Genomic DNA, 22,903 nt, shown 5'->3' on the forward strand with positions numbered 1-22,903 from the left:
CAATGCCTACTTTTTTAATTGTTTAATACTTATAAAAGCGCAAACAACTTTTTAAGCTGTGGCATGTATTCACTTACTAATGCTAAATTACTTTCGCTAACAAGTGACTCGGTTGTATCAGCAGCGCTTGACGCATTACCTAACGACCCCATTAACGATGTAGCGCCTTTATCTTTAGCGCTTTTCATGCTTTGAAAACCACCCATTAATTTGTTTGCTGTTTCTTTATTTTCATCAGACAAACCCGATTTAAGGTTTTCTATGTATGCCATAGACACTTCAGAACCCACGGTAATTAACTGCTCAGGCGTAAAGCCATAGCGAGTTGTTACGCTCGCAAAGCTTTTATACAGTGATTGCTCTTTAATCATATTGAGGGCTGTATTTGCAAGCGCGCCTTGCTCTGCTGTAGTTTGATCTGCGGTTGCACCTAGCATGCTGCCTAAGTCTACGTTTTTTAACGCGTCTTGAGAGCTCGCCCAGCTTGTTACAGCAGGTAAGGCTTTCATGTAGCTTTGTAAATCACCTTCGGTGATATCTTTAGCAAAACCAGAAAAGCTCATTGCTAACAAGCTCAGTGATACAAGTAATTTTTTCATGCAGGTACTTCCTATTATCGAAAATCGATTATTATATTAGGCCCGTATAAGGGCTGCGCAATTAAAAACTAAATAATTGCCTATGCCAATCTAAATTTATTTATTGGCGTAAATGTTTACTCAACTTTGCATAAACCGCCTATTTAGCTTATTCACCCTAAGTCAATGTACAAATGGTACAATGCATTTTTAACAACGGAAACTGAACGCAATGTTAACAATTTCAAATACAGTCACTATTGATGAGTGGGAATTAGAGCTCACCGCTATTCGTTCTCAAGGTGCCGGTGGCCAAAACGTTAACAAAGTCGCCAGCGCTATTCATTTACGTTTTGATATTAATCGCTCTAAATTACCAGACTTTTATAAAGAACGTTTACTTGCTTTAAACGATTCGAGGATCACTAAAGAGGGCGTTCTCATCATTAAAGCACAAAGCCACCGTACCCAAGAGCTTAACCGCGAAGACGCGTTAAAACGCTTAAAAGATCTCATATTAAGCGCTACCAAGGTCAATAAAGCCCGCCGTGCAACTAAACCAAGCCGTAATTCGCAGCGTAAACGCATGGATAAAAAAACTAAACACGGCCAAACAAAAGCATTGCGCGGTAATATTAAGTTTTAGCAATAAACCTAAATGGATGCGCCTAATTATATTAGTGCAAGGCGCATTACATATTAAAAGTTAAGTAGGTTAGCAGGAGAGTATTGGTCGGTTAAAATTTTGGTATTTTTAGGCCAATCTTGCTCATCTTTTGTGTACTGCATGTAATTGCTTATGGCGTTTATATCTACATCATATTTTTTAAGCTTGGGCCCAAGCGCTTTAACACGTTCGTTAAGTTGAGCCTTAGTTGGCATAGCTTTAAAACCCGCTAAAATAATACGGTTGCTCCGATTAGCACGGCTTACGTTAATAAAATCGCCAAACACGCTATGGTAAGTTGCCGACTCGTGCTCGTATAGTTTACTACTCGAAAATGTATTCGCAGCAACTACGCCGCCATCAGCCAACACACCTTTAACCTCTTCAAAAAACTCTTTGGTTAACAGGTGCTCAGGAATGTAGTCACCGTTAAACGCATCAAGAATGATCCAATCGTACTTTTTCTTTTTAATAGCCGCGCGTTTAATAAAAATACGGCCATCTTGAACACTAGATGTCACTTTATCGTTTTCAATAAAGCTAAAGTAGTCGCGAGCCACACTCAATACAGCGGGGTCTATTTCTACATTGTGTATTTTAGCCGCAGGGTATAACTCATGAATAACATTCGACAATGTGCCTCCCCCAAGCCCAATAATTAATACATTTTTAGGGTTTTCGGTTACTAATAAACTCGCAAAAGTAAGCTTTGTGTAGTTGAAAACGAGCTTGTCGGGGTCGTTTTTGTACATGCAACTTTGACTTGTTTGGCTACTTTTAGTGTTAAATTTTAAGCAGCGTAAATCGCGAGTTTCATCAACAATAATATTGCGATATAAAGAGCGCTCTTCGTGAATAACATTAGCTAAAGCAGCGCCTGAAAACACACTAAGTGCTAAAAATACATATTTAAGCATGCGCAAGCTCCTTATTATTAGCAACACTGTTTACAGCAATTGCAACAACACCTAGCACACCCAACGTAGTAGCAAAGGCACTAATAATGGTGTTTACATCAAACGCGAGTACAAAGTAAAAAGAGGTAATAATAGTGCCCAAGGCACTGCCAAGCGTGCTTACAAAATACAAAATACCTGCAACTTGGCCGCTTCTTTCGCTGTCGGTAACCAGCAACCTTACTGAGTACGGCGAAATCATACCTAATATAATGGTTGGAATAAAAAACAACGCAGTAGAAGCGAGTAACGAGCCATATCGGCTATCTTCAATATGGGTAAAAATAAATGCCATTATGGGCTCAGCAAACAACGTAATAGGCACAACCATAATGCTCGCAACTAAAAATATTAATCCGTATTTAGTCAGCGACGCATTTTTTGTACTTAGCTTACCGCCAAGCAAGTAACCAAACGACAAGCTAAGCATAAACACAGTAATAATACTGCCCCAAATATGTACACTACTGCCAAAGTAAGGCGCTAAAATGCGCCCTCCTAAAAGCTCAATCCCCATAATGCAAAAGCCACTGCAAAAGGCTAAAAAGTAAATCAAAGCGTTTGTTTTTAAAGTCATGTTTTTATCGTTATGTAACTATAAGTAGAGCACCATATTAACGTGATGCCACCAGAGTCGCTAGTGTAATAATTAGCCGTTTGTAGGAATAAAAAAAGTATTGCTTATTAATTTATTGTGCTATCGTTTTTGTTATAATATAACATAATTTACTTTGTTGTATTGTCGGTTAATTGTACTTGTACCATTTCGCTTGATTAAGTGATCTACTTAAGTGTGGAAAAACGCGTTGATAGCCAGCCAAAATATTTGTTATTTAGTTGCTCTCGGCAATTTCTCCTGCTTTGCTCTACCTTCTGCATCTGTGCAGTCGTAAATAAGAGTTTTTTTACGCAGGTATTTCCACCTTTAGCCCCGCAAAGTAATTAAGTATTGTTGCGGATTAGTATTTTTAACCACCTTGCTATTTTGTAATGTAGTTTTCATCCTAAAGCGCTTTAGTGTAGTGGCTAAAGCGCTTTTTATAACGAATACATGAGTTTATTAAGCCATCCATCGGCCTTCGATGGTTTATAAATTAACACAATGTCTTCACTGTAATGACTGTTAACCCCCTTTACAGTTAATTTTGTAAACCCTAAAACATCAATCACAAAATTTGGTAAATACGCCAACGCCAAGCCACTTTGTACTACCTCTATTAGTGCACTGTAATCGCTACATCTAAATACAATATTGCGCGGTGCAATATCGTCTTGCCAGCCGTCGGAGCCGACTCCTTGTTCAAGGCCGCACAATGGCGAAAACAGCGGGCATGCAAAAGCTGCGTGCAGTAATTGATTTTTATTAAGCGTTAAAGAACCAGTTTGTACTAGCTGATGATCAGCGGCTCCAGCCAAACTAAACCCTGTATTAAATACATCAACCGCCACTAAATTAGCGTGTGAGCTGTTATTTAATGCCTCACGAGTTACTAGCGCAATATGTGCAGCGCCCGACGCCACTTGGCTTATAGCTTCACCTTCAAATACATTATTAATACGTACCGAACAAGGCAGGTTGCCAAGAGGGGTAAGTAACTTTTTTAAGCCACTTTTAAGTAAAATGGCAGGGCCTGCAATAACTGCATTAAATTTATGATTATCGCTTTTAAAGCGGCTAGTAAGCTGCTGGTAATTATGAACTAAATCGCTACTGTGCTTAACAAACTCTTTGCCTTTATCATTAAGTACTAAGGTTTTCCCAACACGATTAAACAGCTCCGTGGCTAAGTTTGCCTCAACCTTTTTTAGCGTTTTAGACAGCGCCCCAGGGGTAATATTAAAATGTTTAGCGGTTGTGTGCAGGTTTTGCGAACTCGCCATATGAATTACTTTTTCAATGTCATCTAAATGCATAGCACCAAACCGTATTGATTAATAGGAAACAACTAACAACTTATTATCGATTATTTATATATAAAAATCAGCTTATAGTGGCGCTATATTTATTTTTGAGCATTAACATGAAACACATACTGCTATTTTTTATTTTATTGTCGAGCGCAGCACTTGCAAGCGCCCCTCAGCACAATGCACACAACACACATAAAACCCACAGTTATGTGGGGTTTCATGGCATGGCGCTTATATTAGCCGGCGATAAAATACTTGCCAGCCACATGCCTTTATACGCCCCCCCACACAACTACCAAATAGTGTACGAAGTTACTACCAATGACACCCACCTTAAAATAATTAAAAAGGCACTGAACGAATCACTAAAAAAACAAACTCAGATCACTATTTTACCCACTAAATTTGATTTAAATTTATTAATAAATAAGATGACACCCACATTAAATACCACTGTGTTTAATGGCCATTTTGAGCGCGGTGGTACAGCTCTGTTTTCGACAAAGCTGACTTTTAAAAACCCGCTATACATTAAAAAACTCGCTTTAACAAAACCCACAAAAGCAGAGTTTGATTTAATAAAGCTATCTGCAGGGCGAGGGTTGGTTATTCATAAAATACAAAGTAAACCAAGCTATGACTCGTTAATTTTAGTAGCACTAACTAACGGGAAATATAACGGAGAATTAAAGTGTGATGCGCCAGTAACCACAGCGCTTACCAGTAAGCTGAAGGCCTGTTTTAAAAGCGCCCCAAGCTATTTAGAAACTCGCGATTTTGCAGTTAATTAATCTATAGCCCTATATACAATGACACCCACTGCTAAATATTGAAGCGTGACGTGTAGTGGCTGATACCTGAAGTTAGCGTTTAGATGGAAAGATTATAAATGCATGACTGGCTGTTATGAGCGATAACCGGTCATTGAGGATGGCTAAATTTAGGGCTAATTAATAGATAAAGTTGTGTCGTTTATTCATATAGTCAAGCAAACGAGCAACGCGTATATCCTACATTTAAATTTATTTAAAATCTTGAAATACCCTCGGTTATTTGTTGGAATGTGGATAGATGATCTTGAAGTCAGCAAAAATATGCGTGATGAGCGCACTATTAAATTGTTAGGCGTTGCTGAACAAGGAGAGATATTCAATGGCTTTTGCCCTCGCACCAGATCAAGAAAATGCTTACCCATCACTCATTACGGCATTGTGCGCGCGCGATGCGTATACTAGAGGCCATTGTGACCGCGTCTGTGCGCTTGCGTTGGAAGTGGGGCGTGCGGCCGATTTGAGTGCCCCCTCATTAGATGACTTGCGTATTGCCAGTCAATTACACGACGTGGGTAAGATTGGAGTTCGTGATACTGTTCTCTCGAAGCCTGGAAAGCTCACACCTGATGAAAGGGAAGAGATAAAGGCTCACTCGGTTATCGGTGAGAGAATAATTAGTGAGACATTCCTGACAAACAGAGACGAGGTCGCGTCTATTGTCAGACATCATCATGAAGCATTTGATGGAAGCGGATACCCAGACGGACTGGCTGGTGCCGATATTCCCCTGAGTAGTCGAATACTTTCGATCATTGATGCGTATGATGCACTGACGACTAGCAGGCCATACCGCATGGCTAAATCGCACCTTGAAACTATGAATATCTTGAAGCATGAAGTGGACACGAAGTTTGATCCAAATATTTTTTTGTTGTTTACAAAAGTCATAAAGGCCAGTTCGGCACGTGCCTCGTAAACGCTCGTTCCTAGAATACGGTGAACGCTGCCTAAAAAGTCTCTGCAGATGACATTTGATCCGCCACCCACTTTTTTGCTAACGCAAAAGCAGGCGTTGTCTCAAATGCACCTGAGCTCAGGCGTTGCTAATGTCTGCAAATGGCACTCAGCAGTCACTTGATAACCTAGAATACTGATAATAATTGGCAAGATATTTTGCTTTAGTGATTAGTTTTTTCGGCGGCCACAATGGCCGCTAATATGGTTTAATACTAGTCAAAGGCACATACGTACTTATTGCGCTGTTTGTGTGATTATAAACCCACTATGGCGCTGCGCCTTTCCATTAAAATTACATTGCGCCACACACCATTTAATTTACCTAGTTTCTCTCGGTTTCCAACCTGCCTAAAACCATTGCGAGCATGTAAAGCAATACTATTAGTATTTTCAGGGAAGATACTGGCTTGTAGCATCCATATACCGTTGCTTTCTGATTCATTAATGAGTGCACAAAGCAATGCGTGCCCTAAACCTTTACCTTGGGCTTGGTTTGCAACATATACACTTACCTCGGCAACGCCCGAGTATACCTCACGGCTAGAAACGGCAGATAACCCGGCCCAGCCAAGCACCTTTTCATCCTCAACTGCTACAAGACGACAATAGTTGAGCATAGAACTATTCCACTGTTGCCAACTTTTCGCTTTAGTTTGAAAAGTCGCGTTGCCGGTATCAATACCTTGCTGATAAATATTTTGAACGGCTAAAAAATCGTTCTCTGAAAATGATCTTATGATCACAGTATTTCCTTTCAACTATTATTATTCCTTAAAATTAGCGGTCTACTTATCAATGAGTTAACGGCTAATTTTAATAACCGCTAACATATCGTCGTCATCCTCATCGAGGCCAACTTCTTCGAACCCAAAACTTGTATAAAAGTTTTTAGCAACAGGATTTTGCGGGTTATAACAAATCTCGATTTGTTTAAGCTTAGGAGTTGCTTTAATCTCTTCAATTGCCATAGCCAGTGCTTTGCGCCCAATGCCTTTATTTTGATGAGTTTGATCTACCATAAAGCGCCAAATAGAAACCTTTGTAGGGGTTTCTTGTACCCACATAAAAAAGCCTACTGGTACACCATTTAAGTAAATAGCTTTACAGGTATAACCGCTATTGTAGTGCGCCTCTATTAATGACCACATATTGCATGCCACGTATTCTTCTTGTGTTTTAGCAACCTCTAAATCGCATATGGCTTCGTAGTTATCGGCGGTGATGTCTTCCAATGACAAATTCATGTTTTTCCTTTAGAGAAACTTTGTGTAATTAGTAAGCTACCAATGAATGTACCTATAATCAATCAAATGAAGATATTGATTTTTATAAACCCTAAATTAGCCAAATTAATAATCTACAAGTCTATTTAAAACAAAAAGGCCGCTGTAAATAAATACTGCGGCCTTTGTTTTTAGCTAAACTTTTTTAGATTAGCTATGTTTAGTAAGCGCCTGCGCTGTAAATAAGCTCGTAGCTGTGGCTGTAAATCTCAAGGATGTTACCAAACGGGTCTTCCATGTAGATCATGCGGTATGGCTTTTCGCCAGGGTAGTAGTAACGTGGCTCTGGCATACGTTTTTTACCACCTGCAGCAACAATACGATCCGCTAAGCCTTCTACATCTGGGTCTTGTACACAGAAATGAAAGATACCGGTTTTCCAGTATTCAAAGTTATCTTTAGGGTTTTCTTGGTCTTTAAATTCAAAAATTTCTACACCAATACGGTCGCCTGTTGAAAGGTGCGCTATTTTAAATTTTTCCCAATTTGGACCAAATACATCGGTACACATTTCGCCGATGGGGCTGTTATCTTCAGTGATCACGGTAGGCTCCATTATGGTGTACCAGCCCATCACCTTAGTGTAAAACTCTACGGCTTTTTCAACATCTGGTACTGAAATACCAATGTGCGAAAAACTACGTGGATATGTATGACTCATAATGCTTCCTCTTTAACGTGTGACTTATCTAAGTTGATGGAGTTAGTTTACGAACCTGTACTTATTAAGTAAAATTATCATTAATCATCATTTTGAGTACGTTTTGTAATGATAAACCCGACATGGTTAAACACGTTTTGTACGTTGGTTGAGGTAAATCATTTTACCCAAACCGCCGAGCGCCTTTTTATGACCCAATCAGGCGTGAGCCAGCATATTAAAAAGCTAGAGCAGCAAGTAAACTGCGCGCTATTAGAGCGCCACGGCAAACAATTTACCCTTACCGTCCATGGGCAGAACTTGTATCAACAAGGCAGCTTGTTATTAAAAGAATGGCAGTTTTTAGAGCAGCAATTAAAAGATGACTCGCCTTACAGCGGTTTAGTAAAAATACAATCGCCTGGTAGTTGTGGGCTAAAGTTTTACAATCAATTATTAGCAATGCAGGTAGAGCACAAGGAGCTAGTAATAGATTACCGCTTTGCTCCCAATACCAGTGTTGAACAAGCGGTGGCAAATCACAGTGCAGATATTGGCTTTTTAACTCAAGCGCCAACCCTTAGCGAAGTTACTAGCCACAAAATTGGTAAAGAAGCTTTATTATTAGTAACCCCTGCACATATTAAAAACCCAACATGGGAGGTTTTATGTGAGCTTGGCTTTATTGGCCACCCCGATGCAAAACACCACGCGCAGCTATTACTTAGCGAAAACTACAGTGAGTTTGAGCATGTTGATCAAATTAAGCAAACGGGGTTTTCTAACCAAATAAGTTTAATACTGGAGCCGATAAGTTTAGGGTTGGGTTTTACGGTTTTACCTGCGCATGCTGTTAGCGCATTTAATAAACCCGGACTGATAAAAACGCACCACTTAGCTAATCCGATTAGCGAAAATATTTATGTGTGCCATCACCGTAATAGGCCAATGGCAAAGCGCATGAATACAGTAATTGAAGCAATAAAATCAGGCTAGGGCGCGTATAACTGCGCCCGTAAAGCCCCTTTACAGCGTTGGTTTTTGATAAGGCTCAAAAAAGGGGCTCGTTTTTAACTTACTAATTTGGCTTTTAAATCAACTAAATCGGTTGCAATGGTGGTTGGCTGAATTTCCCATGGGTCAAAAATAGAATCCTCAGAACGCTTTATCCACGCACCGCGCATGCCATGCGAAATAGCGCCGGTTATATCAAACGGATTACTCGAAATAAGCCACGTGTTAGCACCCGTTGAATTTGCCTCGCGTAAAAAATGGCTGTAAACACCTGGGTTTGGTTTAAATGTTTTCATATCATCGGCGCTTACAACACCTTCAAAATAATCAATTATGCCTGCCGTTTCGAGCAAAGTATTTACCGCATCAGCAGCGCCATTAGAAAATGCAAACAACCGGTAATTTTGTGCTTTAAGTTGCTCAAGCCCTTTTTTAACATCGTCAAAAGCGGGTAAAATTTTATATTGCTCAAGCAATTGCTGTTTTTGATCATCAGAGAGTGGAGTTTTATGCGCTAGGCAAGCGTAGTCTAACGCCTGTTTAGTACACACTGAAAACGGAACATAGTTTTGCATTAAACCGCGCCTAAACGAATACTCTAACTGTTTTTCACGCCATGTATTTGAAAAGTTTTGCGCTTTATCGCCAATCATATTTTCAAGTAAAGATAATACGCCGTGGGTGTTTATAAGCGTGCCGTATACGTCAAATGCGAATGTGGTTGCCATGTTTACTCCCAAAATTTAAGTTACTTGTAGCCTAATTGTTTCGAGCTTAACTTACTTTGAACAACTGCTCAACGTTGTTGATTTGTTATATAATAAGGTACAGCAACAACACCCACGCTATAAACGCTAACAGAAACCCCACAACATTTTAATTAAAGAAACAGCGCTTTCAAACCCGAGATACTCACTCGTTTTAGAATGGCTAGAACGGCTGTTGAGCTTATAAGTGCTAGTTAGAAGTCAAACAAAGTAATAGCTAATCGATTGGTCAAACAGCTCTTTGCTCACATATTTATAAAAATGAGCAAAGAGCGCATATTGTTCTATTTAACTTTACTTTAAATTTTTAGAAAACTTAATGATAGTAATACCTTAGGTTATTTGCTAAAACTATATAAAGTAGATAAATGAGCGTTCATTCGTTAGAAATATACGCGATGAGCGCACTATTAAATTAATTAGGCATAAACGGAATCATGTATTCTCATCACATAAAGGAATTAAAGTGTCAGATAATCTCCCCATTTTATTAAGCTCACCGACCACAACAAACTTTCCTGCTTCAGTCATTACTGAAATAGAATTTTTGTCACAAGCTAGAAGGCTTCTAGATGCAGGGTTCCCAGATCATTCATTACTAGATCTTTGGAATGCTGCTGTCCACAACTTGAGACGCCGAGTAGAAGCATACGGATTAGCGCTTTTTGAATCAGCAATAAAAGATGATGCAGGTAGGAAGAAATACGATAAAGATGGAGAAACTATTAATGAGCGCTGGTCAGGTGTTGATGATATGACCCTTATTAATGGAGCTACTAAACTCGGCGTACTACATAAAAAAGCCGGAAAATCATTAGAAATGATTAATTGGATGCGAAATCATGCATCTCCAGCACATGCTAGTGATAGCAAAGTTGAGGTCGAAGACGTTTATGCTTTGGCATTAATGCTGCAAAAAAACCTCTTTGAAGCTGAAATGCCTGATCCCGGTCATTCACCTTCAGGTTTATTTGAACCTATTAAGAAGTCTGAACTTACAACAGAGAAAATAGATATACTCAAAGATCAAATTAGAGCTTTTAAACAAGGGGATATTCGTATTACTTTTGGCTTTTTATTAGATCTAATAACTAAAGGTGAAACCCCTGCTCATGGAAATTCTATAAACTTGTTTCCTGAGGTATGGGAGAAATCTAATGACGACCTAAAAAAATCTGCAGGTCAAAGGTACCATTCATATTTATTAGATCCAGATTCAGATACTAGCGAAGATAAAGGCGCTAAAATTCGAATTCTAGAAACATTGGTAAAGGTTAATGGTGTTCGTTTTATACCTGATGCTGCCAGAGCAAGCCTTTATAGGCATGCTGTTAAGAAGCTAGCACAAGCGAAAGATACTTCTTATGGCTGGGTTAATGAGGAAAAATCAGCAGTAGCATTAGCACAATTTGGACCTCATGTTCCATCAATTGCGTTTGAAGATGTGTATCAAGAAATATTAACTGTTTGGGTTGGTAATTATTGGGGGCGTTCATCTGCACATGTTACATTAAAGCCATTTATTGACGTGCTCAATAGCAATCAATTGATGGCATTAGCAAGACTGTTTATAGAAAATGATAGAGCTAGCTCCGAACTTGTTACAAATAAACCTAAAGCACGAGCTAAGGATTTGCTAGAAGAATTAAAAGGAAAATTAACTATACAAGCAAGTATTGATGAAATGGATGAAATCATTTCTCAAATATCTAAGAAGTAATCATGCCTAGCCAGCTTTTCAAACGCAACTATTATAAACCCCTTACAGGGCGTTATATTTATTGAGGATCACCACTAGTGCCAAATTTATCAAATCAATTAGAGCTTAATCGGTGTCCACACTGCAATGTGGATAGACCGAATTTACCGATGGTATGGTACACACAGACAGACAACCATTCGGGCGGCTCGACTCGGTTCTGGCGTGTATACAAATGTACTAGCTGTGGGGGCTTAGTAACTGCCGCTGCAATTCAAAATGGCGGCTCAGTCACAGAGTATTATCCTGCTGGTGTGATACTTGATGGCTCAATACCTGGAGCTGCGGGAGAATATTTGAAACAAGCAATAAATACACTCCATGCTCCTGCTGGTTCAGTCATGTTATCTGCAAGCTCAGTTGATGCCATGCTAAAAGAAAAAGGTTACACCAAAGGTAGCTTGTATACTCGAGTCAATAAAGCTGTCGAAGACCATCTAATTACCTCTGAAATGGCTAGATGGGCACACGATATAAGATTAGATGCAAATGATCAGCGTCATGCCGACCAACAAGCATCATTACCAACGGAATCAGACGCAAAAAAATGCGTAGATTTTGCAATCGCATTAGGAGAGTTTCTGTTCGTACTTCCGGCACGTGTTGAAAGAGGCTTAGCAGCTGCGGAAAGCACATAAATATAACAAGGCAAAAGCCAGAGGCGTCAAATCTTGACTTCAGACATTATAGATCCTGACCGCATGCAAAGGGGGCACTCCCCACTCAGTCGATAATACCTAGCGGCTTGATTAAGTTTATTTAATTACGCTAGATTCTGTTGCACTCTACCCAACTAATATTCAACTAACTTAAAACCTTTCACCTTTTGCCTTTAACCTCTAAATCCAGCTGTAAACCCCCCTTACATTTTGTATTAAAAAAGAACCACACCTCAACATGTGTTAAGGTGTGGCTTTTTTGCAGCAGCTATAACTAAAAATTAAGCGACATTAACTGCTAATAGTTCGTTACGTACTAGCTCTGCGCCTTTGCTTAGGGCGTTAAGTTTGCCGTTTGCGATGTCGCGGGGCAGGGGGGCCATGCCGCAGTTGGTGCAGGGGTAGAGTTTATCGGCATCTACATATTTAAGTGCTTCGCGTAGGGTTTTGGCCACCTCTTCAGGGGTTTCTATAGTATTGGTGGCTACATCGATTGCGCCCACCATTATTTTTTTACCGCGCACGAGTTCGAGTAGCTCTATGGGTACATGTGAGTTTTGGCATTCTAGCGAAATAATATCTATATTCGATTTTTGCAGCTTAGGGAATACTTCTTCGTATTGTCGCCACTCGGTGCCAAGGGTTTTCTTCCAATCGGTGTTGGCTTTAATCCCGTAGCCATAACAAATATGCACGGCGGTTTCGCATTTTAACCCTTCTATAGCTCGCTCAAGGCAGGCTATGCCCCAGTCGTTTACCTCGTCAAAAAACACGTTAAAAGCGGGCTCATCAAATTGAATTATATCAACCCCAGCGGCTTCTAGCTCTTTGGCTTCTTGGTTGAGTATTTTAGCAAATTCCCATGCTAGTTTTTCACGGCTTTTATAGTGATCGTCATACAGGGTGTCGATCATGGTCATTGGCCCTGGCAATGCCCATTTAATTGGTTGGCTTGTTTGCTGGCGTAAAAACTTGGCGTCTTCAACAAATACCGATTTAGTGCGAGACACAGGGCCAACCACTGTGGGTACGCTGGCATCGTAACGGTCGCGAATTTTAACCGTTTTACGGTTTTCAAAATCAACGCCATTTAAGTGCTCAATAAAGGTGGTTACAAAGTGCTGACGAGTTTGTTCGCCATCGCTGACTATATCTACGCCTGCGGTTTGCTGTTCGTGCAGAGCAATTCGCAGGGCGTCGTGTTTGCCATCAACCAGCTCATTGCCTTGTAATTTCCACGGTGACCATAAGGTTTCGGGCTCAGCAAGCCATGACGGTTTTGGCAAGCTGCCTGCTGATGATGTGGGTAATAGTTTTTTCATAATAAATGCTGCCTTTAATTTTGTTGTGTGATTAAGCGATACTTGCTGAGAACTGCTGCAGCACTGACTGATAAGGCTTAATAAAGTGCTGCTCGGTAAATTTGCCTTGCTCAACCGCTAATTGACCTCGCTCTGCGCGGTCATACACAATTTGCGTTAACGAATGGTCGTCATTTTTTAAATTAGGTTTATAACGGCTACCTGCGGCGGCGTTGGCGTTATAAATTTCTGGACGATAAATTTTTTGAAACGTTTCCATGGTGCTAATAGTGCTAATTAGTTCAAGATTGCTGTAGTCGTTAAGTAGGTCACCAAAAAAGTAAAACGCTAACGGTGCAACGCTGTTTGGTGGCATAAAGTAGCGCACTTGTAAGCCCATTTTTTTAAAGTATTGCTCTGTTAACGATGACTCATTAGGCTGATACTCTACGCCTAAAATAGGGTGTAAATTTTCGGTTTGCTGATAGGTTTTGTTATCAGACACGCTTAAACAAATAACCGGTGGCTTTTTAAAATGCTGTTTATAGGTAGTTGAGTTTACAAAGCATTTAAACAACTTGCCGTGTAAGTCACCAAAGTTATCAGGGATACTAAATTGCGGTTTGCTTTTGTTATGCTCAAGCAATAACACGCTAAAGTCGTAGTCGCGCACATACGATGAAAAGTTATTACCCACCATGCCTTCAAATTGCTCGTTGGTTTGGCGGTCAATAATATTGGTTTTTAATACCTCAATTGACGGAAATACCTTACCACTGCCTGCAATGTCTAAATCAACCGAAATGATTTTGAGCTCAACCTCGTAACGATCCCTTTGTGGGTTATCCCAACTGGCCAGTGCATTAAAACGATTGTTGATCATTTTTAGGGTATTACGCAGGTTTTGTTGGCGGCTTTCGCCCCTTGCTAAATTAGCGAAATTGGTTGTAATACGTGTGTTATTTGATGGGTGGTAGTTTTCATCCAAGCTAGTGCTTTTAATAGTAAATGTAAGATCAGTGCTCATAGCCGTATCCTTTCAATTTGAGTGGTTACTGCTTTTATTAATTGGTTGTTAAACCGATATAACGGTTAAGCAGTAGTGATGCTTTGCAGAGTTAATGAATTTATACGCGGTATGCAGCATGAAGAAAAACGGGTTTATTTCAGGTAAAACATGAGACAGATTCACGCTTGAGTGAATTCATTAAGTTAGCAATATTGATTAGTTGCTGATGAGGGGTAAAACTCAAATTAGACGTCTAGATTTCTATTTAACAAAGTAAGCTATGCAGTTTATTCATATAAAACCTGAATAATATTCAACGCTTTTAGAACACGCTTATCGTTTGTACTGGTAGGTCTGCTATTTAATAAAGCCTAATTAATTTAATGACTTAAAATTCACAACCCACTTTAAAAATTTAATATAAAGCCTAATGAGGAAATATTTATTTTTTAAATACAGTTTTGTATTTAAAAATAGAGCTCTTAATTAAGCCAACTAATATGTACATGACGAATAGCGATAAGCTTACGTTGTTTGAGCGTGCTTTATAAATTCATCATAAATACTGTCTTTAATAAGCCTGTCGGGCGTAAAGGCATAGTAATGCTGATAAACATTATCAATTGTACCAATATAGTTAACGTCGTAGTGACGCTCTACTTCGGCTTTTACCGAAATAGGCGCAGGGAATATGCCAAACCCTTGTTCACCTAACGACTTCATTAATGCGCTGTCGTCAACATGGCCAGCTATTGTCATTTCAATCTTGTGTTCTTGCAGCCAATAATACATAGCACGTGCAACGGGGCTTTCTTTTGCAGGCAGCACTAAAGGCTTGTTATTTAAAGATTGCGGAAACTGCTTATGTAACTGCGAATGCCATGTTTTGTTTCCAAAAAGAGCGATTTGGCTTTTGCCTATTTCATGGCAAAACGCCTTAAACGATAAAGTGGTATCGAGCGGTTTATCGGCTAACACTAAATCAAGCTTATGAATCGCCATTTGTGCAAGCAGTTCATCTTGTTGGCCATCAATACAGTGTAAGTTGGTAATACGGTCGTTATTAATTAAAGGGGCTAGCCACTTTGACACCAGTGATTTGGGCAACACATCTGAAATACCGACCTTTAACGTTCGTGAATAGTGCGTGGCATCACCTTGCGTGGTTTCGAGCCATTCGTGAGCAATAGCAAACATATCATTGGTGTACTGCTGTGTAACATGGCCAAACTCCGTTAACTGTAGGCCTCGCCCTTGGCGAACAAACAGTGGTTTTCCTAGTCGTTGCTCTAAGTTAGTAATTTGTGAGCTGACCGTTTGCGGCGTTAAATTAAGTATTTTACTCGCCGCTGCAATACTGCCGTGCTTACTTACTTGCCAAAAATAATATAAGTGATTGTAATTGATGTTGGTAATCATTCGAAAATACCTGTTTTAAAGTAAGAAATAATCAGCTTTTTCCTTTGCCTCTAAGTTAGTAGATTACAGTCATGCCTGCAACATAGGTACTATTAAAAGGTGTAATTGCATGAAGCTAAAACTTACAGTTAAAAACAAGATAATTAACGCAAGTGAAAAGATGTCGCTTTTAAAGCTGATCAAAACACAATTGGCAAAACATGCTTTAAATATTCGCAAAGTGGAGATTCAAATAAATGATCTTTCGAGTGATCGCCACGGCACTTTGCAGCAGTGCAAAATTAATATTCTTGTACCTGGGCTACCCAGTATTAATGTAAATACAAAAGGACGAAGTATGCTGCAAGCGATAAAGCGTGCACTTAAAAGTTTGCAGCACATTCTCGTTAATAAGTATCAACCTTCGCAACCAAGCTCTTAATATCGCACTTGTAGTAGCAAGGATGCTACTTTTTTAATGTATCTCTAATTCCAAGCTATCTTTAGTATTAAACGATTCAATTATTACCATTGAGCAGTATTTCCTTGTTAGGTCTTGTTGCAATCAACCCAACGAACGCTTTGTAAACCCTCGTTACACTTTAATTAAAAAAGCCGCACACTAATAGTTAGTGTGCGGCTTTAGTATTTTACTTTTTAAAGCGGTTACTTGGTTAGTAGGTGCTTTTCAAAAAAGTCAGCCATCATAGTATGGTAATGCAAGGTGGTTCCTTTGCCTTCACGTAAGCTATGTGAGCGGTTTGGGTATGAGAAAAACTCAAACTGCTTATTGTGCTTTACAAGCTCGTCAATTAATCGCTCTGAACCTTGATAATGCACGTTATCATCGCCCGTACCGTGAATAAGCAACAGCTTACCGGTTAGGTTTTTAGCAAAGGTAATCGGCGAGGTGTTATCATAACTATCAGGGTCTGTATTTGGGTTGCCCGCATAACGTTCTTGGTAAATGGTGTCGTACAAACGAATGTCTGGCACGGGTGCTGAGGCAATGCCCACTTTAAATTTATCACCGTGGCGGAATAACAAGTTAAGGGTTGAACTACCGCCCCCAGAATGTCCCCATACGCCAACACGGTCGGTGTCTATTACACCCCAGCGTTTAGCCATAGCATCTAGGGCGTCAACTTGGTCTTGTACGGTAATTGAGCCAATTTTTTTATAAATCGATTTGCGCCAATCGCGGCCTTTTGGTGCACGTGTGCCACGGTTATCAACCGATGCCACAATAAAGCCTTTTTGCGTTAACAGTGATTTATACAAGTAACTGTTGCCTTCCCAGCGGTCTTGCACAGTAGAGCCCCATGGTTCGCCGTATACGTAAAACACAATTGGGTATTTTTTACTTTTATCCATGTTCTCTGGGAACATAATGTAGCCGTCAAGCTCGGTGCCATCTTGCGCGTTTACTTTAAAAAACTCATGCTTTGGTAAGCTTTGTTCAGCCAGTTTTTGTTTAAGCTTTGTATTTTCAACTAAGGTTTTTACATTACTATGATCGCTCACTTTAATGATCTCTTTAGTCGGTGGCGTACCAAATTTAGAGTAAGTGTGCATTGCCCATGAGGCATCTTTTGACATGTAGTAGCTGTTTGAACCTTCAAACTCAGCAGGTGTGACCCGTACCGGTTTGCTGCTGCCATCAAGCGGTGTGCTGTATAAATAACGCTGACCAGGATCGTTTGGCGAGGCAATAAAATACATCACGTTTTTGTCTTCATTAATGCTCAGCATATCAATAATGTCGTAATCGCCTGGGGTTAGGTCGATAATAGTTTTGCCATCGCGCGATACACGGTAAAGATGACGCCAACCGTCGCGTTCGCTATGCCAAATAAAAAACTCGCCGTCTTTTGACCAGTTGGCTTTATAAAACCATTCTATAAACGCATCGTCTTTGTCTTCTAAAATCTTGGTCAGTTGCTGCTTTTTCCAATCAAACAACCACACTTTGTTATGGCTTTGAGGGCGGTTTAAGTCTTGAATCATTAATTCATTACCGGTGCCTGCCCAGCTAATACGCGGAATATAACGGTCGCGGTTATCGCCTTCAAGTTCTGCCCAACGGGTTTGTTTATCAGCAAGGCTTACCACACCAACACGCACGGCAGAGTTGGTTTCACCCGCTTTAGGATAAGGGAATTCTTTAAGGGTAGGGTACAGTTCGTCAGTGTTGTTGATCATAGTGAAAAATTTAACGTCACTGGTATCAAGCTGCCAATAGGCGATTGATTTGTTGTCGGGGCTCCAACGAAAACCATCGGCAATAGTAAATTCTTCTTCGTATACCCAATCAAAATTACCGTTAACAATGGTGGCACTGCCATCGGTTGTGAGCGCGGTTACATCGTTACTACCAACCGCTTGCATATAAATATTGTTATCGCGTACATAAGCCACTTTTGAGCTATCTGGCGAGAACTTAGCAAACATTAACTTAGTTGGCTCAACGTCTTTACCACCTAATTGCTGTAATTGGTTGGTCCCAAGGTTAAGTAACCAAAAGTCGCCTCTGCTGCGCGAACGCCAAACTTGCTCGCTGTTGGTAAATACCATCAACCATTTACCGTCTTTTGACCACTGATAGCTTTCGATTGCAAATGGCTCGTCTGCGCCCTCTGGCAACAGCTTTTCAAACTCAACCAGTACTTTACGGCCTGTACCGTCAGCATTGTAAAATACAATGTCGTTACCTTTAACGCCGTGCTCTTTTTCGTCATCGGCGTTGTTATCGTCTGCTTTTTCTTTTTCGCTTTCGCGCTCTTCAAGTACGGTGTAGCCAGTGCCATCGTCTAGCCATTTAAAGTAAGTGCTACGCTGGGTTTTAAATTCTTTATCTTTATAAATTTGCGCTAGGCTTAATGGATTATTCACGGTACTCATCGCTGCATTATTGTTGGTTGTTATGCTGGTACTTGAACATGCTTGCAAGCCTAAGCCCGCAACAATGGCCAGTGCCAAGCCCGATGTTTTGATCAGATTCATTGTTATTGTTCCTTGGGTCTGCTGACCTTTATAGATTAAGGCGCTTATGACATTTACTGTAACAAAATAACCTACAGAATATCAGCATGCTTAACGCACAAAGCTATGGTTTAAACCCAAACTTTTATAATTTATTACCATGCTGGATTTTTAAATTCATCACTGAGCGTGTCGATTAGTGCTCTTACTGTTGCCGATAAATGCTGACGAGAAGGGTAAAGCACATATATTTTCATTAGGTTTGATGTCCATGGCGCTAATACACGCTGCAAGCGACCATCAAGTATATATTGATTTGCCAAATACGTAGGCTGTACTGAAATACCACCACCGGCTATGGCTGCATGAAGTAATGTGGTGGCCTCGTTTGCACTTAAATTGCATTTAACATCAACTGATTGAAACTCATCCCCGTTGTGTAAATGCCAAATATATCGGTCAAAGTTTTTATAGCCTAAACACTGATGAGCACTTAACTGTTGTGGTGTCGTTATTGGCGGATAATCAGCAAGGTAGCTGGCTGAGGCCACTAATATAGATTCACACTCGGCAATAGGTTTACCTATTAACGAAGGATCAGGATTGGCTGCAATACGTATTGCTAAATCAACACGTTGCTCTATTAGATCTGTGGTTGAGTCTTCAAGATCTATGTCTATTTGCACGTTAGGGTGACGTTTCATAAAACGTGTAAATATAGGGGCTAATTGTGCAAAACCTAACGACATACTGGTCGCTACTCGTATTTTACCTGACAACTGTTGCTGGCTTTTAGTTTGTTCAACTAAACGGTTAGCCTGTGCTAACCATTGCTCTATTTCGGGTAAACAGGCCTCGCCGGCGGTGGTAAGCGTTACTTTACGGGTAGTGCGATGCAATAAGCGCGTATTTAACCAGGCCTCTGCCGACTCAATATGACGAGTAACCATAGGGCGTGACATTTCAAGCCGATCGGCAGTGGCAGTAAAACTGCCTGAGTAGGCAACATCCACAAAAACCTGCGCTGCGGTGAGTTTATCCATAGTATTTGCACGATTTATGAAACAATGATGCTAATTATTGGTTGTTTTTCTGAACATATCAAACCTTTATTATGCTCGCATTAGCAACCAATGATGAGAATACTATGAACCTACGCACTCTTTTACTAAGCACACTATTAGCCAGCAATATCGCTATTGCAGACGAAACCCCACTAACCCTTGATGTGTATAACGCTGACAGCAATAGCTTTCATGTTAATGCCACGCTGGTTTATGGCCATACCGATGCAATTTTAATTGATACCGGATTTACCAAAGCAGATGCACTGCGCATTGCCGCCAAAGTAATTGACTCTGGTAAACAACTAAAAACTATTTTTATTAGCCAAGCCGATCCTGATTACTACTTTGGCGCTGAAGTGTTACAGCAGTTTTTTCCTGACGCAAAGATTATAACCACACCGGCAGTGCACCAAAAAATAGCAGCAAAGCTTAAAGGTAAACTTGCTTTCTGGACGCCAAAAATGGGGGGAAACGCCCCAAAAAACCCCGTTGTTCCTGAGGTATTTAATGGTAATAGCTTAAAAATAGAAGGCCACAGCATAGAAATTCGTGGCACAGAGGGTGAGCATAATCATCGTCCTTATTTATGGATACCTGATAACAAAGCTATTTTAGGAAATGTGGCTGTATACGCTAATGTTCATTTATGGATGGCCGATGCACAAACTCAAGCAGAGCAAAATGCATGGGCAAAACAACTTAATGAAATGAAAGCACTTAAACCTGACGTGGTGATCCCTGGGCATATGAAAGCAGGCACTCAATTAGATGCTGCAAATATCGATTTTTCAATCCAGTATTTAAAGGATTTTGCACACACTAAGCAAAATAGTGATAACAGTAAGCTGCTGATAGATAAAATGACCAACTCATACCCAGAGGCTGTATTACCTATGGCTCTTAGCATTGGTGCTAAAGTTCATAAAGGCGAAATGAAATGGTAATTGCTTACGCTTAACCACTTTAATAAATACAGTAGTACCAAAAAACACGCCTAGTAAAGTCTGGCGTGTTTTTTATTATTGCCACAAATACATACTGGCTCGCTTATTAGCAATATTTAATTCAAATACCTCAGTGCTTGCACACATAGCAGCGCCATAGCATACATGTAGTGGTAACAAGTGCTCTTCTCTGGGGTGATTAAAGCGTGCAGCTGGAGCTTGCTGCCATGCTAATAATTGCTGTTCACGCTGATGCTCGGTTAATGTTTGATCTGCGACTGTGCTTACCAGCCAATTTTCAAATGCCAGGTTTTGCTGATTAACATCGCTTGATTGGGTAACACCAAAAGCGCGCATATTATGGAAGGTAAAGCCTGAACCTATAATTAATAAGTTATCATAATCAATACTTTGCAGCGCTTTACCAATTTCAACATGCAACAGCGGATCAAGACTTGGATGCAAGGATATTTGCACACAGGGAATGTCGGCCTCTGGGTACATAATTTTTAACGGCACGAACATCCCGTGATCAAAACCACGCTGAGAATCGAGTTTTGAGTCAATATTACGTGTTGCGAGCGCTTGCTGTACTAAATTAGCAAGTTGCGGCTGGCCAGCACAAGGGTAAGTTAATTGATACGCCTGCTCAGGAAAACCGTAGTAATCGTAAATTAATTTAGGTGTTGCTGAGGCTGTGATTGCAATAGGGGTTGCTTCCCAATGTGCGCTGATCATTAAAATAGCGCTAGGCTTTTTGATTTTAGCAGCAACGGTTTGTAAACATTCCACCATATCTTTATGGCTTGGCTCTCCTAGCAGCGGTAATGGACCGCCGCCATGAGATAAAAAGAAAACATTTGCTGGTTGCGGCATACTTAACCCTTAATTGTTCGATGTGGTTATTATAATGCATGCTCAAATCACAATTAACTAGCCACAAAAATGCACAGCTAAAGTGCAAATTCTAAGAAGCTCTAGCAGTCATCAACCAAACCACAATACTGGCAGGGGTAACACCTTTAATACCTTGGTTTAATTTTTCGCAGCTGAGCATTTTTAAGCTGTACTGCTTTGCATAAATACTCTGTACCTCTGCCGCAGGCACACTGTATGGCGTGCCACTACGTTGAGATTGGTCGTAAATACAGGTGATCAATAATTGCGGTGCAGCATCACTTAGGCTAATCAAGTGTTGGGCATATTGACTGCGAATAGTGTAGGGTAGCGCGACTAAGGCACCGCGATCATATATTGCATCAACATGACCTAAATGCTCAACCGTTAAAGCAAACACATCACCGACCCAAATACAGATCCCCAGAGCCTGATACGCAGTAAGTAGACCATGTGTCGTTATTTTTGGCGTAAGTGCTAATTCATCAAACAGTTGTTGAACAGCAAGCTCACTAAGTTCTACACCCACAACTTGCATGCCCTTATTGAGCAAGTAGTGTATATCAACTGTTTTGCCACACAAAGGTACAAACACACGACTATCTAGCGGTAAATTTAAATTAGTAAAATAACGATCTAAACTCGGGTTTACATTATCGCCATGAAAGCCAACATCATTATTTTGCCAGCGCTTTAACCAATATTCTGCTTGCATAATAACCTCTCAAAAGAGTGACAGCGCTAATGCGCTTAGGTATAAACCCACACCAAACACTGCGTGCGATAAAATGCTTTTAATTCTAGCTGTGATTGGCTTTGATGTTTTAGCCGCAGCAATACCTAGCCCGAGAGCTGGTTGCATCAAAAAAAAGGTATAACAACCGTTAGCACGCCAAAAAATAGAGCAGGCATTAAGCTTGGCGCTGTTAACCAATGATTTGGCAACAATAGTATAAATACCAATGCAAAAATAACCCCTATGAAGTAATGACTAAACCAACCAATTGCGCATTCATTAGGTTGTGCAGCGGTTTTACTAATAGCAAGGTGTTTCCACTTGCCATAGCGCATTAAACATAGCCAGCGACCCACTATACAAAAGTTTAAAGAGTTAATACCAAACTTACTAAGTAGTAGCGCCCACACATCAAGTAATGCCGTAGCACCTATACCAATAATTATGACCGCCAACCAATCAATTGTTGAAAACATAATGTCACCCTTTGCTGAAAACTTAAGCACTATGATATACACTTGCAAAAACGTTAAATACAAAGATTT

23 protein-coding genes and 1 pseudogene are annotated in these 22,903 nt (G+C 40.2%); 8 read left to right on the forward strand and 16 right to left on the reverse strand.

The annotated features are described in order from the left end of the window. Nucleotides 1-29: 29 nt before the first annotated feature. Nucleotides 30-599 (reverse strand): hypothetical protein, encoded by a 570-nt coding sequence (locus P20480_RS07115; protein WP_006793277.1) that lies wholly within the window; start codon nucleotides 597-599, stop codon nucleotides 30-32. A 211-nt stretch (nucleotides 600-810) separates the two neighbouring features. Here P20480_RS07115 and arfB point away from each other — a divergent pair, with 211 nt between their 5' ends. Next, nucleotides 811-1,224: an alternative ribosome rescue aminoacyl-tRNA hydrolase ArfB gene (gene arfB, locus P20480_RS07110; RefSeq protein WP_006793276.1), complete on the forward strand. Its 414-nt coding sequence runs from the start codon at nucleotides 811-813 to the stop codon at nucleotides 1,222-1,224. A gap of 53 nt (nucleotides 1,225-1,277) precedes the next feature. Here the strand turns inward: arfB and P20480_RS07105 are convergent, their stop codons facing one another. From P20480_RS07105 to P20480_RS07095, 3 genes are all read right to left on the reverse strand, one after another. Continuing rightward, nucleotides 1,278-2,162: a spermidine synthase gene (locus tag P20480_RS07105; RefSeq protein ID WP_006793275.1), complete on the reverse strand. Its 885-nt coding sequence runs from the start codon at nucleotides 2,160-2,162 to the stop codon at nucleotides 1,278-1,280. Next, a complete protein-coding gene (locus tag P20480_RS07100) occupies nucleotides 2,155-2,778 on the reverse strand; it encodes a fused MFS/spermidine synthase (protein WP_008130517.1) in 624 nt (207 codons plus the stop codon). The genes P20480_RS07105 and P20480_RS07100 overlap by 8 nt, the downstream gene beginning before the upstream one ends. A gap of 461 nt (nucleotides 2,779-3,239) precedes the next feature. After that, nucleotides 3,240-4,115 carry a LysR family transcriptional regulator gene (locus P20480_RS07095; RefSeq protein WP_008130519.1) on the reverse strand — a complete coding sequence of 292 codons (876 nt, stop codon included), beginning with the start codon at nucleotides 4,113-4,115 and terminating at the stop codon, nucleotides 3,240-3,242. Nucleotides 4,116-4,222: 107 nt separating this feature from the next. Here P20480_RS07095 and P20480_RS07090 point away from each other — a divergent pair, with 107 nt between their 5' ends. Together P20480_RS07090 and P20480_RS07085 are read left to right on the forward strand one after the other, a co-directional pair. Next, on the forward strand, nucleotides 4,223-4,903 hold the full coding sequence (locus tag P20480_RS07090; protein WP_008130520.1) for a hypothetical protein: 681 nt from the start codon (nucleotides 4,223-4,225) through the stop codon (nucleotides 4,901-4,903). Nucleotides 4,904-5,264: 361 nt separating this feature from the next. Next, nucleotides 5,265-5,861: an HD-GYP domain-containing protein gene (locus P20480_RS07085; RefSeq protein ID WP_004589546.1), complete on the forward strand. Its 597-nt coding sequence runs from the start codon at nucleotides 5,265-5,267 to the stop codon at nucleotides 5,859-5,861. A 295-nt stretch (nucleotides 5,862-6,156) separates the two neighbouring features. Here the strand turns inward: P20480_RS07085 and P20480_RS07080 are convergent, their stop codons facing one another. From P20480_RS07080 to P20480_RS07070, 3 genes are all read right to left on the reverse strand, one after another. Beyond that, entirely contained in the window at nucleotides 6,157-6,645 is a 489-nt protein-coding gene (locus P20480_RS07080; protein WP_033025563.1) for a GNAT family N-acetyltransferase, read from the reverse strand. Between the two features lie 57 nt (nucleotides 6,646-6,702). Beyond that, nucleotides 6,703-7,146 (reverse strand): GNAT family N-acetyltransferase, encoded by a 444-nt coding sequence (locus P20480_RS07075; protein ID WP_008130523.1) that lies wholly within the window; start codon nucleotides 7,144-7,146, stop codon nucleotides 6,703-6,705. 199 nt (nucleotides 7,147-7,345) lie between these two features. Further along, nucleotides 7,346-7,846 carry a lactoylglutathione lyase family protein gene (locus P20480_RS07070; protein WP_008130525.1) on the reverse strand — a complete coding sequence of 167 codons (501 nt, stop codon included), beginning with the start codon at nucleotides 7,844-7,846 and terminating at the stop codon, nucleotides 7,346-7,348. 108 nt (nucleotides 7,847-7,954) lie between these two features. Here P20480_RS07070 and P20480_RS07065 point away from each other — a divergent pair, with 108 nt between their 5' ends. Beyond that, the gene (locus P20480_RS07065) at nucleotides 7,955-8,821 is read left to right on the forward strand and encodes a LysR family transcriptional regulator (protein WP_008130527.1); all 867 of its coding nucleotides are present in this window, start codon (nucleotides 7,955-7,957) and stop codon (nucleotides 8,819-8,821) included. A gap of 74 nt (nucleotides 8,822-8,895) precedes the next feature. Here P20480_RS07065 and P20480_RS07060 read toward each other — a convergent pair whose 3' ends face one another. Beyond that, on the reverse strand, nucleotides 8,896-9,567 hold the full coding sequence (locus P20480_RS07060; protein ID WP_008130529.1) for a haloacid dehalogenase type II: 672 nt from the start codon (nucleotides 9,565-9,567) through the stop codon (nucleotides 8,896-8,898). A 505-nt stretch (nucleotides 9,568-10,072) separates the two neighbouring features. On the opposite strand from P20480_RS07060, the gene P20480_RS07055 reads away from it, so the two are divergent. Together P20480_RS07055 and P20480_RS07050 are read left to right on the forward strand one after the other, a co-directional pair. Then, entirely contained in the window at nucleotides 10,073-11,326 is a 1,254-nt protein-coding gene (locus P20480_RS07055) for a hypothetical protein (RefSeq protein ID WP_008130530.1), read from the forward strand. A gap of 77 nt (nucleotides 11,327-11,403) precedes the next feature. Then, complete coding sequence (locus P20480_RS07050; protein WP_008130532.1) at nucleotides 11,404-12,003, forward strand: DUF4145 domain-containing protein; 600 nt, start codon at nucleotides 11,404-11,406, stop codon at nucleotides 12,001-12,003. Between the two features lie 302 nt (nucleotides 12,004-12,305). Here the strand turns inward: P20480_RS07050 and P20480_RS07045 are convergent, their stop codons facing one another. The 3 genes from P20480_RS07045 to nhaR all read right to left on the reverse strand — a co-directional run bounded on the left by P20480_RS07045 (nucleotide 12,306) and on the right by nhaR (nucleotide 15,753). Beyond that, nucleotides 12,306-13,346: a methionine synthase gene (locus tag P20480_RS07045; RefSeq protein WP_008130534.1), complete on the reverse strand. Its 1,041-nt coding sequence runs from the start codon at nucleotides 13,344-13,346 to the stop codon at nucleotides 12,306-12,308. A gap of 31 nt (nucleotides 13,347-13,377) precedes the next feature. Continuing rightward, on the reverse strand, nucleotides 13,378-14,352 hold the full coding sequence (locus P20480_RS07040; protein WP_008130541.1) for a DUF1852 domain-containing protein: 975 nt from the start codon (nucleotides 14,350-14,352) through the stop codon (nucleotides 13,378-13,380). A 507-nt stretch (nucleotides 14,353-14,859) separates the two neighbouring features. Continuing rightward, nucleotides 14,860-15,753 (reverse strand): transcriptional activator NhaR, encoded by an 894-nt coding sequence (nhaR, locus tag P20480_RS07035; RefSeq protein WP_008130545.1) that lies wholly within the window; start codon nucleotides 15,751-15,753, stop codon nucleotides 14,860-14,862. A 109-nt stretch (nucleotides 15,754-15,862) separates the two neighbouring features. Here nhaR and P20480_RS07030 point away from each other — a divergent pair, with 109 nt between their 5' ends. After that, nucleotides 15,863-16,174 carry a hypothetical protein gene (locus P20480_RS07030; RefSeq protein WP_008130547.1) on the forward strand — a complete coding sequence of 104 codons (312 nt, stop codon included), beginning with the start codon at nucleotides 15,863-15,865 and terminating at the stop codon, nucleotides 16,172-16,174. A gap of 224 nt (nucleotides 16,175-16,398) precedes the next feature. Here P20480_RS07030 and P20480_RS07025 read toward each other — a convergent pair whose 3' ends face one another. Further along, on the reverse strand, nucleotides 16,399-18,735 hold the full coding sequence (locus tag P20480_RS07025) for a S9 family peptidase (protein ID WP_008130555.1): 2,337 nt from the start codon (nucleotides 18,733-18,735) through the stop codon (nucleotides 16,399-16,401). A gap of 134 nt (nucleotides 18,736-18,869) precedes the next feature. Continuing rightward, nucleotides 18,870-19,757, reverse strand: coding sequence for a LysR family transcriptional regulator (locus P20480_RS07020; RefSeq protein ID WP_008130557.1), 888 nt, complete (start codon nucleotides 19,755-19,757; stop codon nucleotides 18,870-18,872). A gap of 104 nt (nucleotides 19,758-19,861) precedes the next feature. Here P20480_RS07020 and P20480_RS07015 point away from each other — a divergent pair, with 104 nt between their 5' ends. Further along, nucleotides 19,862-20,725: an MBL fold metallo-hydrolase gene (locus tag P20480_RS07015; RefSeq protein ID WP_008130559.1), complete on the forward strand. Its 864-nt coding sequence runs from the start codon at nucleotides 19,862-19,864 to the stop codon at nucleotides 20,723-20,725. Between the two features lie 75 nt (nucleotides 20,726-20,800). On the opposite strand, the gene P20480_RS07010 is transcribed toward P20480_RS07015, so the two are convergent. From P20480_RS07010 to P20480_RS18275, 3 genes and pseudogenes are all read right to left on the reverse strand, one after another. Then, nucleotides 20,801-21,601 (reverse strand): DODA-type extradiol aromatic ring-opening family dioxygenase, encoded by an 801-nt coding sequence (locus P20480_RS07010; RefSeq protein WP_008130561.1) that lies wholly within the window; start codon nucleotides 21,599-21,601, stop codon nucleotides 20,801-20,803. A gap of 91 nt (nucleotides 21,602-21,692) precedes the next feature. Next, nucleotides 21,693-22,337, reverse strand: coding sequence for a thiopurine S-methyltransferase (gene tmpT, locus P20480_RS07005; protein ID WP_008130569.1), 645 nt, complete (start codon nucleotides 22,335-22,337; stop codon nucleotides 21,693-21,695). A gap of 9 nt (nucleotides 22,338-22,346) precedes the next feature. Continuing rightward, a pseudogene (locus tag P20480_RS18275) lies at nucleotides 22,347-22,834 on the reverse strand (DUF2938 domain-containing protein). Nucleotides 22,835-22,903: the final 69 nt, after the last annotated feature.

The sequence above is a fragment of the Pseudoalteromonas sp. BSi20480 genome, assembly GCF_000241365.1.
Taxonomy (GTDB): domain Bacteria; phylum Pseudomonadota; class Gammaproteobacteria; order Enterobacterales; family Alteromonadaceae; genus Pseudoalteromonas; species Pseudoalteromonas marina.

Coding starts and splice junctions, on each gene's coding strand:
- P20480_RS07115 (WP_006793277.1), bottom strand. CDS start 599: ATGAAAAAATTACTTGTATCACTGAGCTTGTTAGCAATGAGCTTTTCT.
- arfB (WP_006793276.1), top strand. CDS start 811: ATGTTAACAATTTCAAATACAGTCACTATTGATGAGTGGGAATTAGAG.
- P20480_RS07105 (WP_006793275.1), bottom strand. CDS start 2,162: ATGCTTAAATATGTATTTTTAGCACTTAGTGTGTTTTCAGGCGCTGCT.
- P20480_RS07100 (WP_008130517.1), bottom strand. CDS start 2,778: ATGACTTTAAAAACAAACGCTTTGATTTACTTTTTAGCCTTTTGCAGT.
- P20480_RS07095 (WP_008130519.1), bottom strand. CDS start 4,115: ATGCATTTAGATGACATTGAAAAAGTAATTCATATGGCGAGTTCGCAA.
- P20480_RS07090 (WP_008130520.1), top strand. CDS start 4,223: ATGAAACACATACTGCTATTTTTTATTTTATTGTCGAGCGCAGCACTT.
- P20480_RS07085 (WP_004589546.1), top strand. CDS start 5,265: ATGGCTTTTGCCCTCGCACCAGATCAAGAAAATGCTTACCCATCACTC.
- P20480_RS07075 (WP_008130523.1), bottom strand. CDS start 7,146: ATGAATTTGTCATTGGAAGACATCACCGCCGATAACTACGAAGCCATA.
- P20480_RS07070 (WP_008130525.1), bottom strand. CDS start 7,846: ATGAGTCATACATATCCACGTAGTTTTTCGCACATTGGTATTTCAGTA.
- P20480_RS07065 (WP_008130527.1), top strand. CDS start 7,955: ATGATAAACCCGACATGGTTAAACACGTTTTGTACGTTGGTTGAGGTA.
- P20480_RS07060 (WP_008130529.1), bottom strand. CDS start 9,567: ATGGCAACCACATTCGCATTTGACGTATACGGCACGCTTATAAACACC.
- P20480_RS07045 (WP_008130534.1), bottom strand. CDS start 13,346: ATGAAAAAACTATTACCCACATCATCAGCAGGCAGCTTGCCAAAACCG.
- P20480_RS07040 (WP_008130541.1), bottom strand. CDS start 14,352: ATGAGCACTGATCTTACATTTACTATTAAAAGCACTAGCTTGGATGAA.
- nhaR (WP_008130545.1), bottom strand. CDS start 15,753: ATGATTACCAACATCAATTACAATCACTTATATTATTTTTGGCAAGTA.
- P20480_RS07030 (WP_008130547.1), top strand. CDS start 15,863: ATGAAGCTAAAACTTACAGTTAAAAACAAGATAATTAACGCAAGTGAA.
- P20480_RS07025 (WP_008130555.1), bottom strand. CDS start 18,735: ATGAATCTGATCAAAACATCGGGCTTGGCACTGGCCATTGTTGCGGGC.
- P20480_RS07020 (WP_008130557.1), bottom strand. CDS start 19,757: ATGGATAAACTCACCGCAGCGCAGGTTTTTGTGGATGTTGCCTACTCA.
- P20480_RS07015 (WP_008130559.1), top strand. CDS start 19,862: ATGAACCTACGCACTCTTTTACTAAGCACACTATTAGCCAGCAATATC.
- P20480_RS07010 (WP_008130561.1), bottom strand. CDS start 21,601: ATGCCGCAACCAGCAAATGTTTTCTTTTTATCTCATGGCGGCGGTCCA.
- tmpT (WP_008130569.1), bottom strand. CDS start 22,337: ATGCAAGCAGAATATTGGTTAAAGCGCTGGCAAAATAATGATGTTGGC.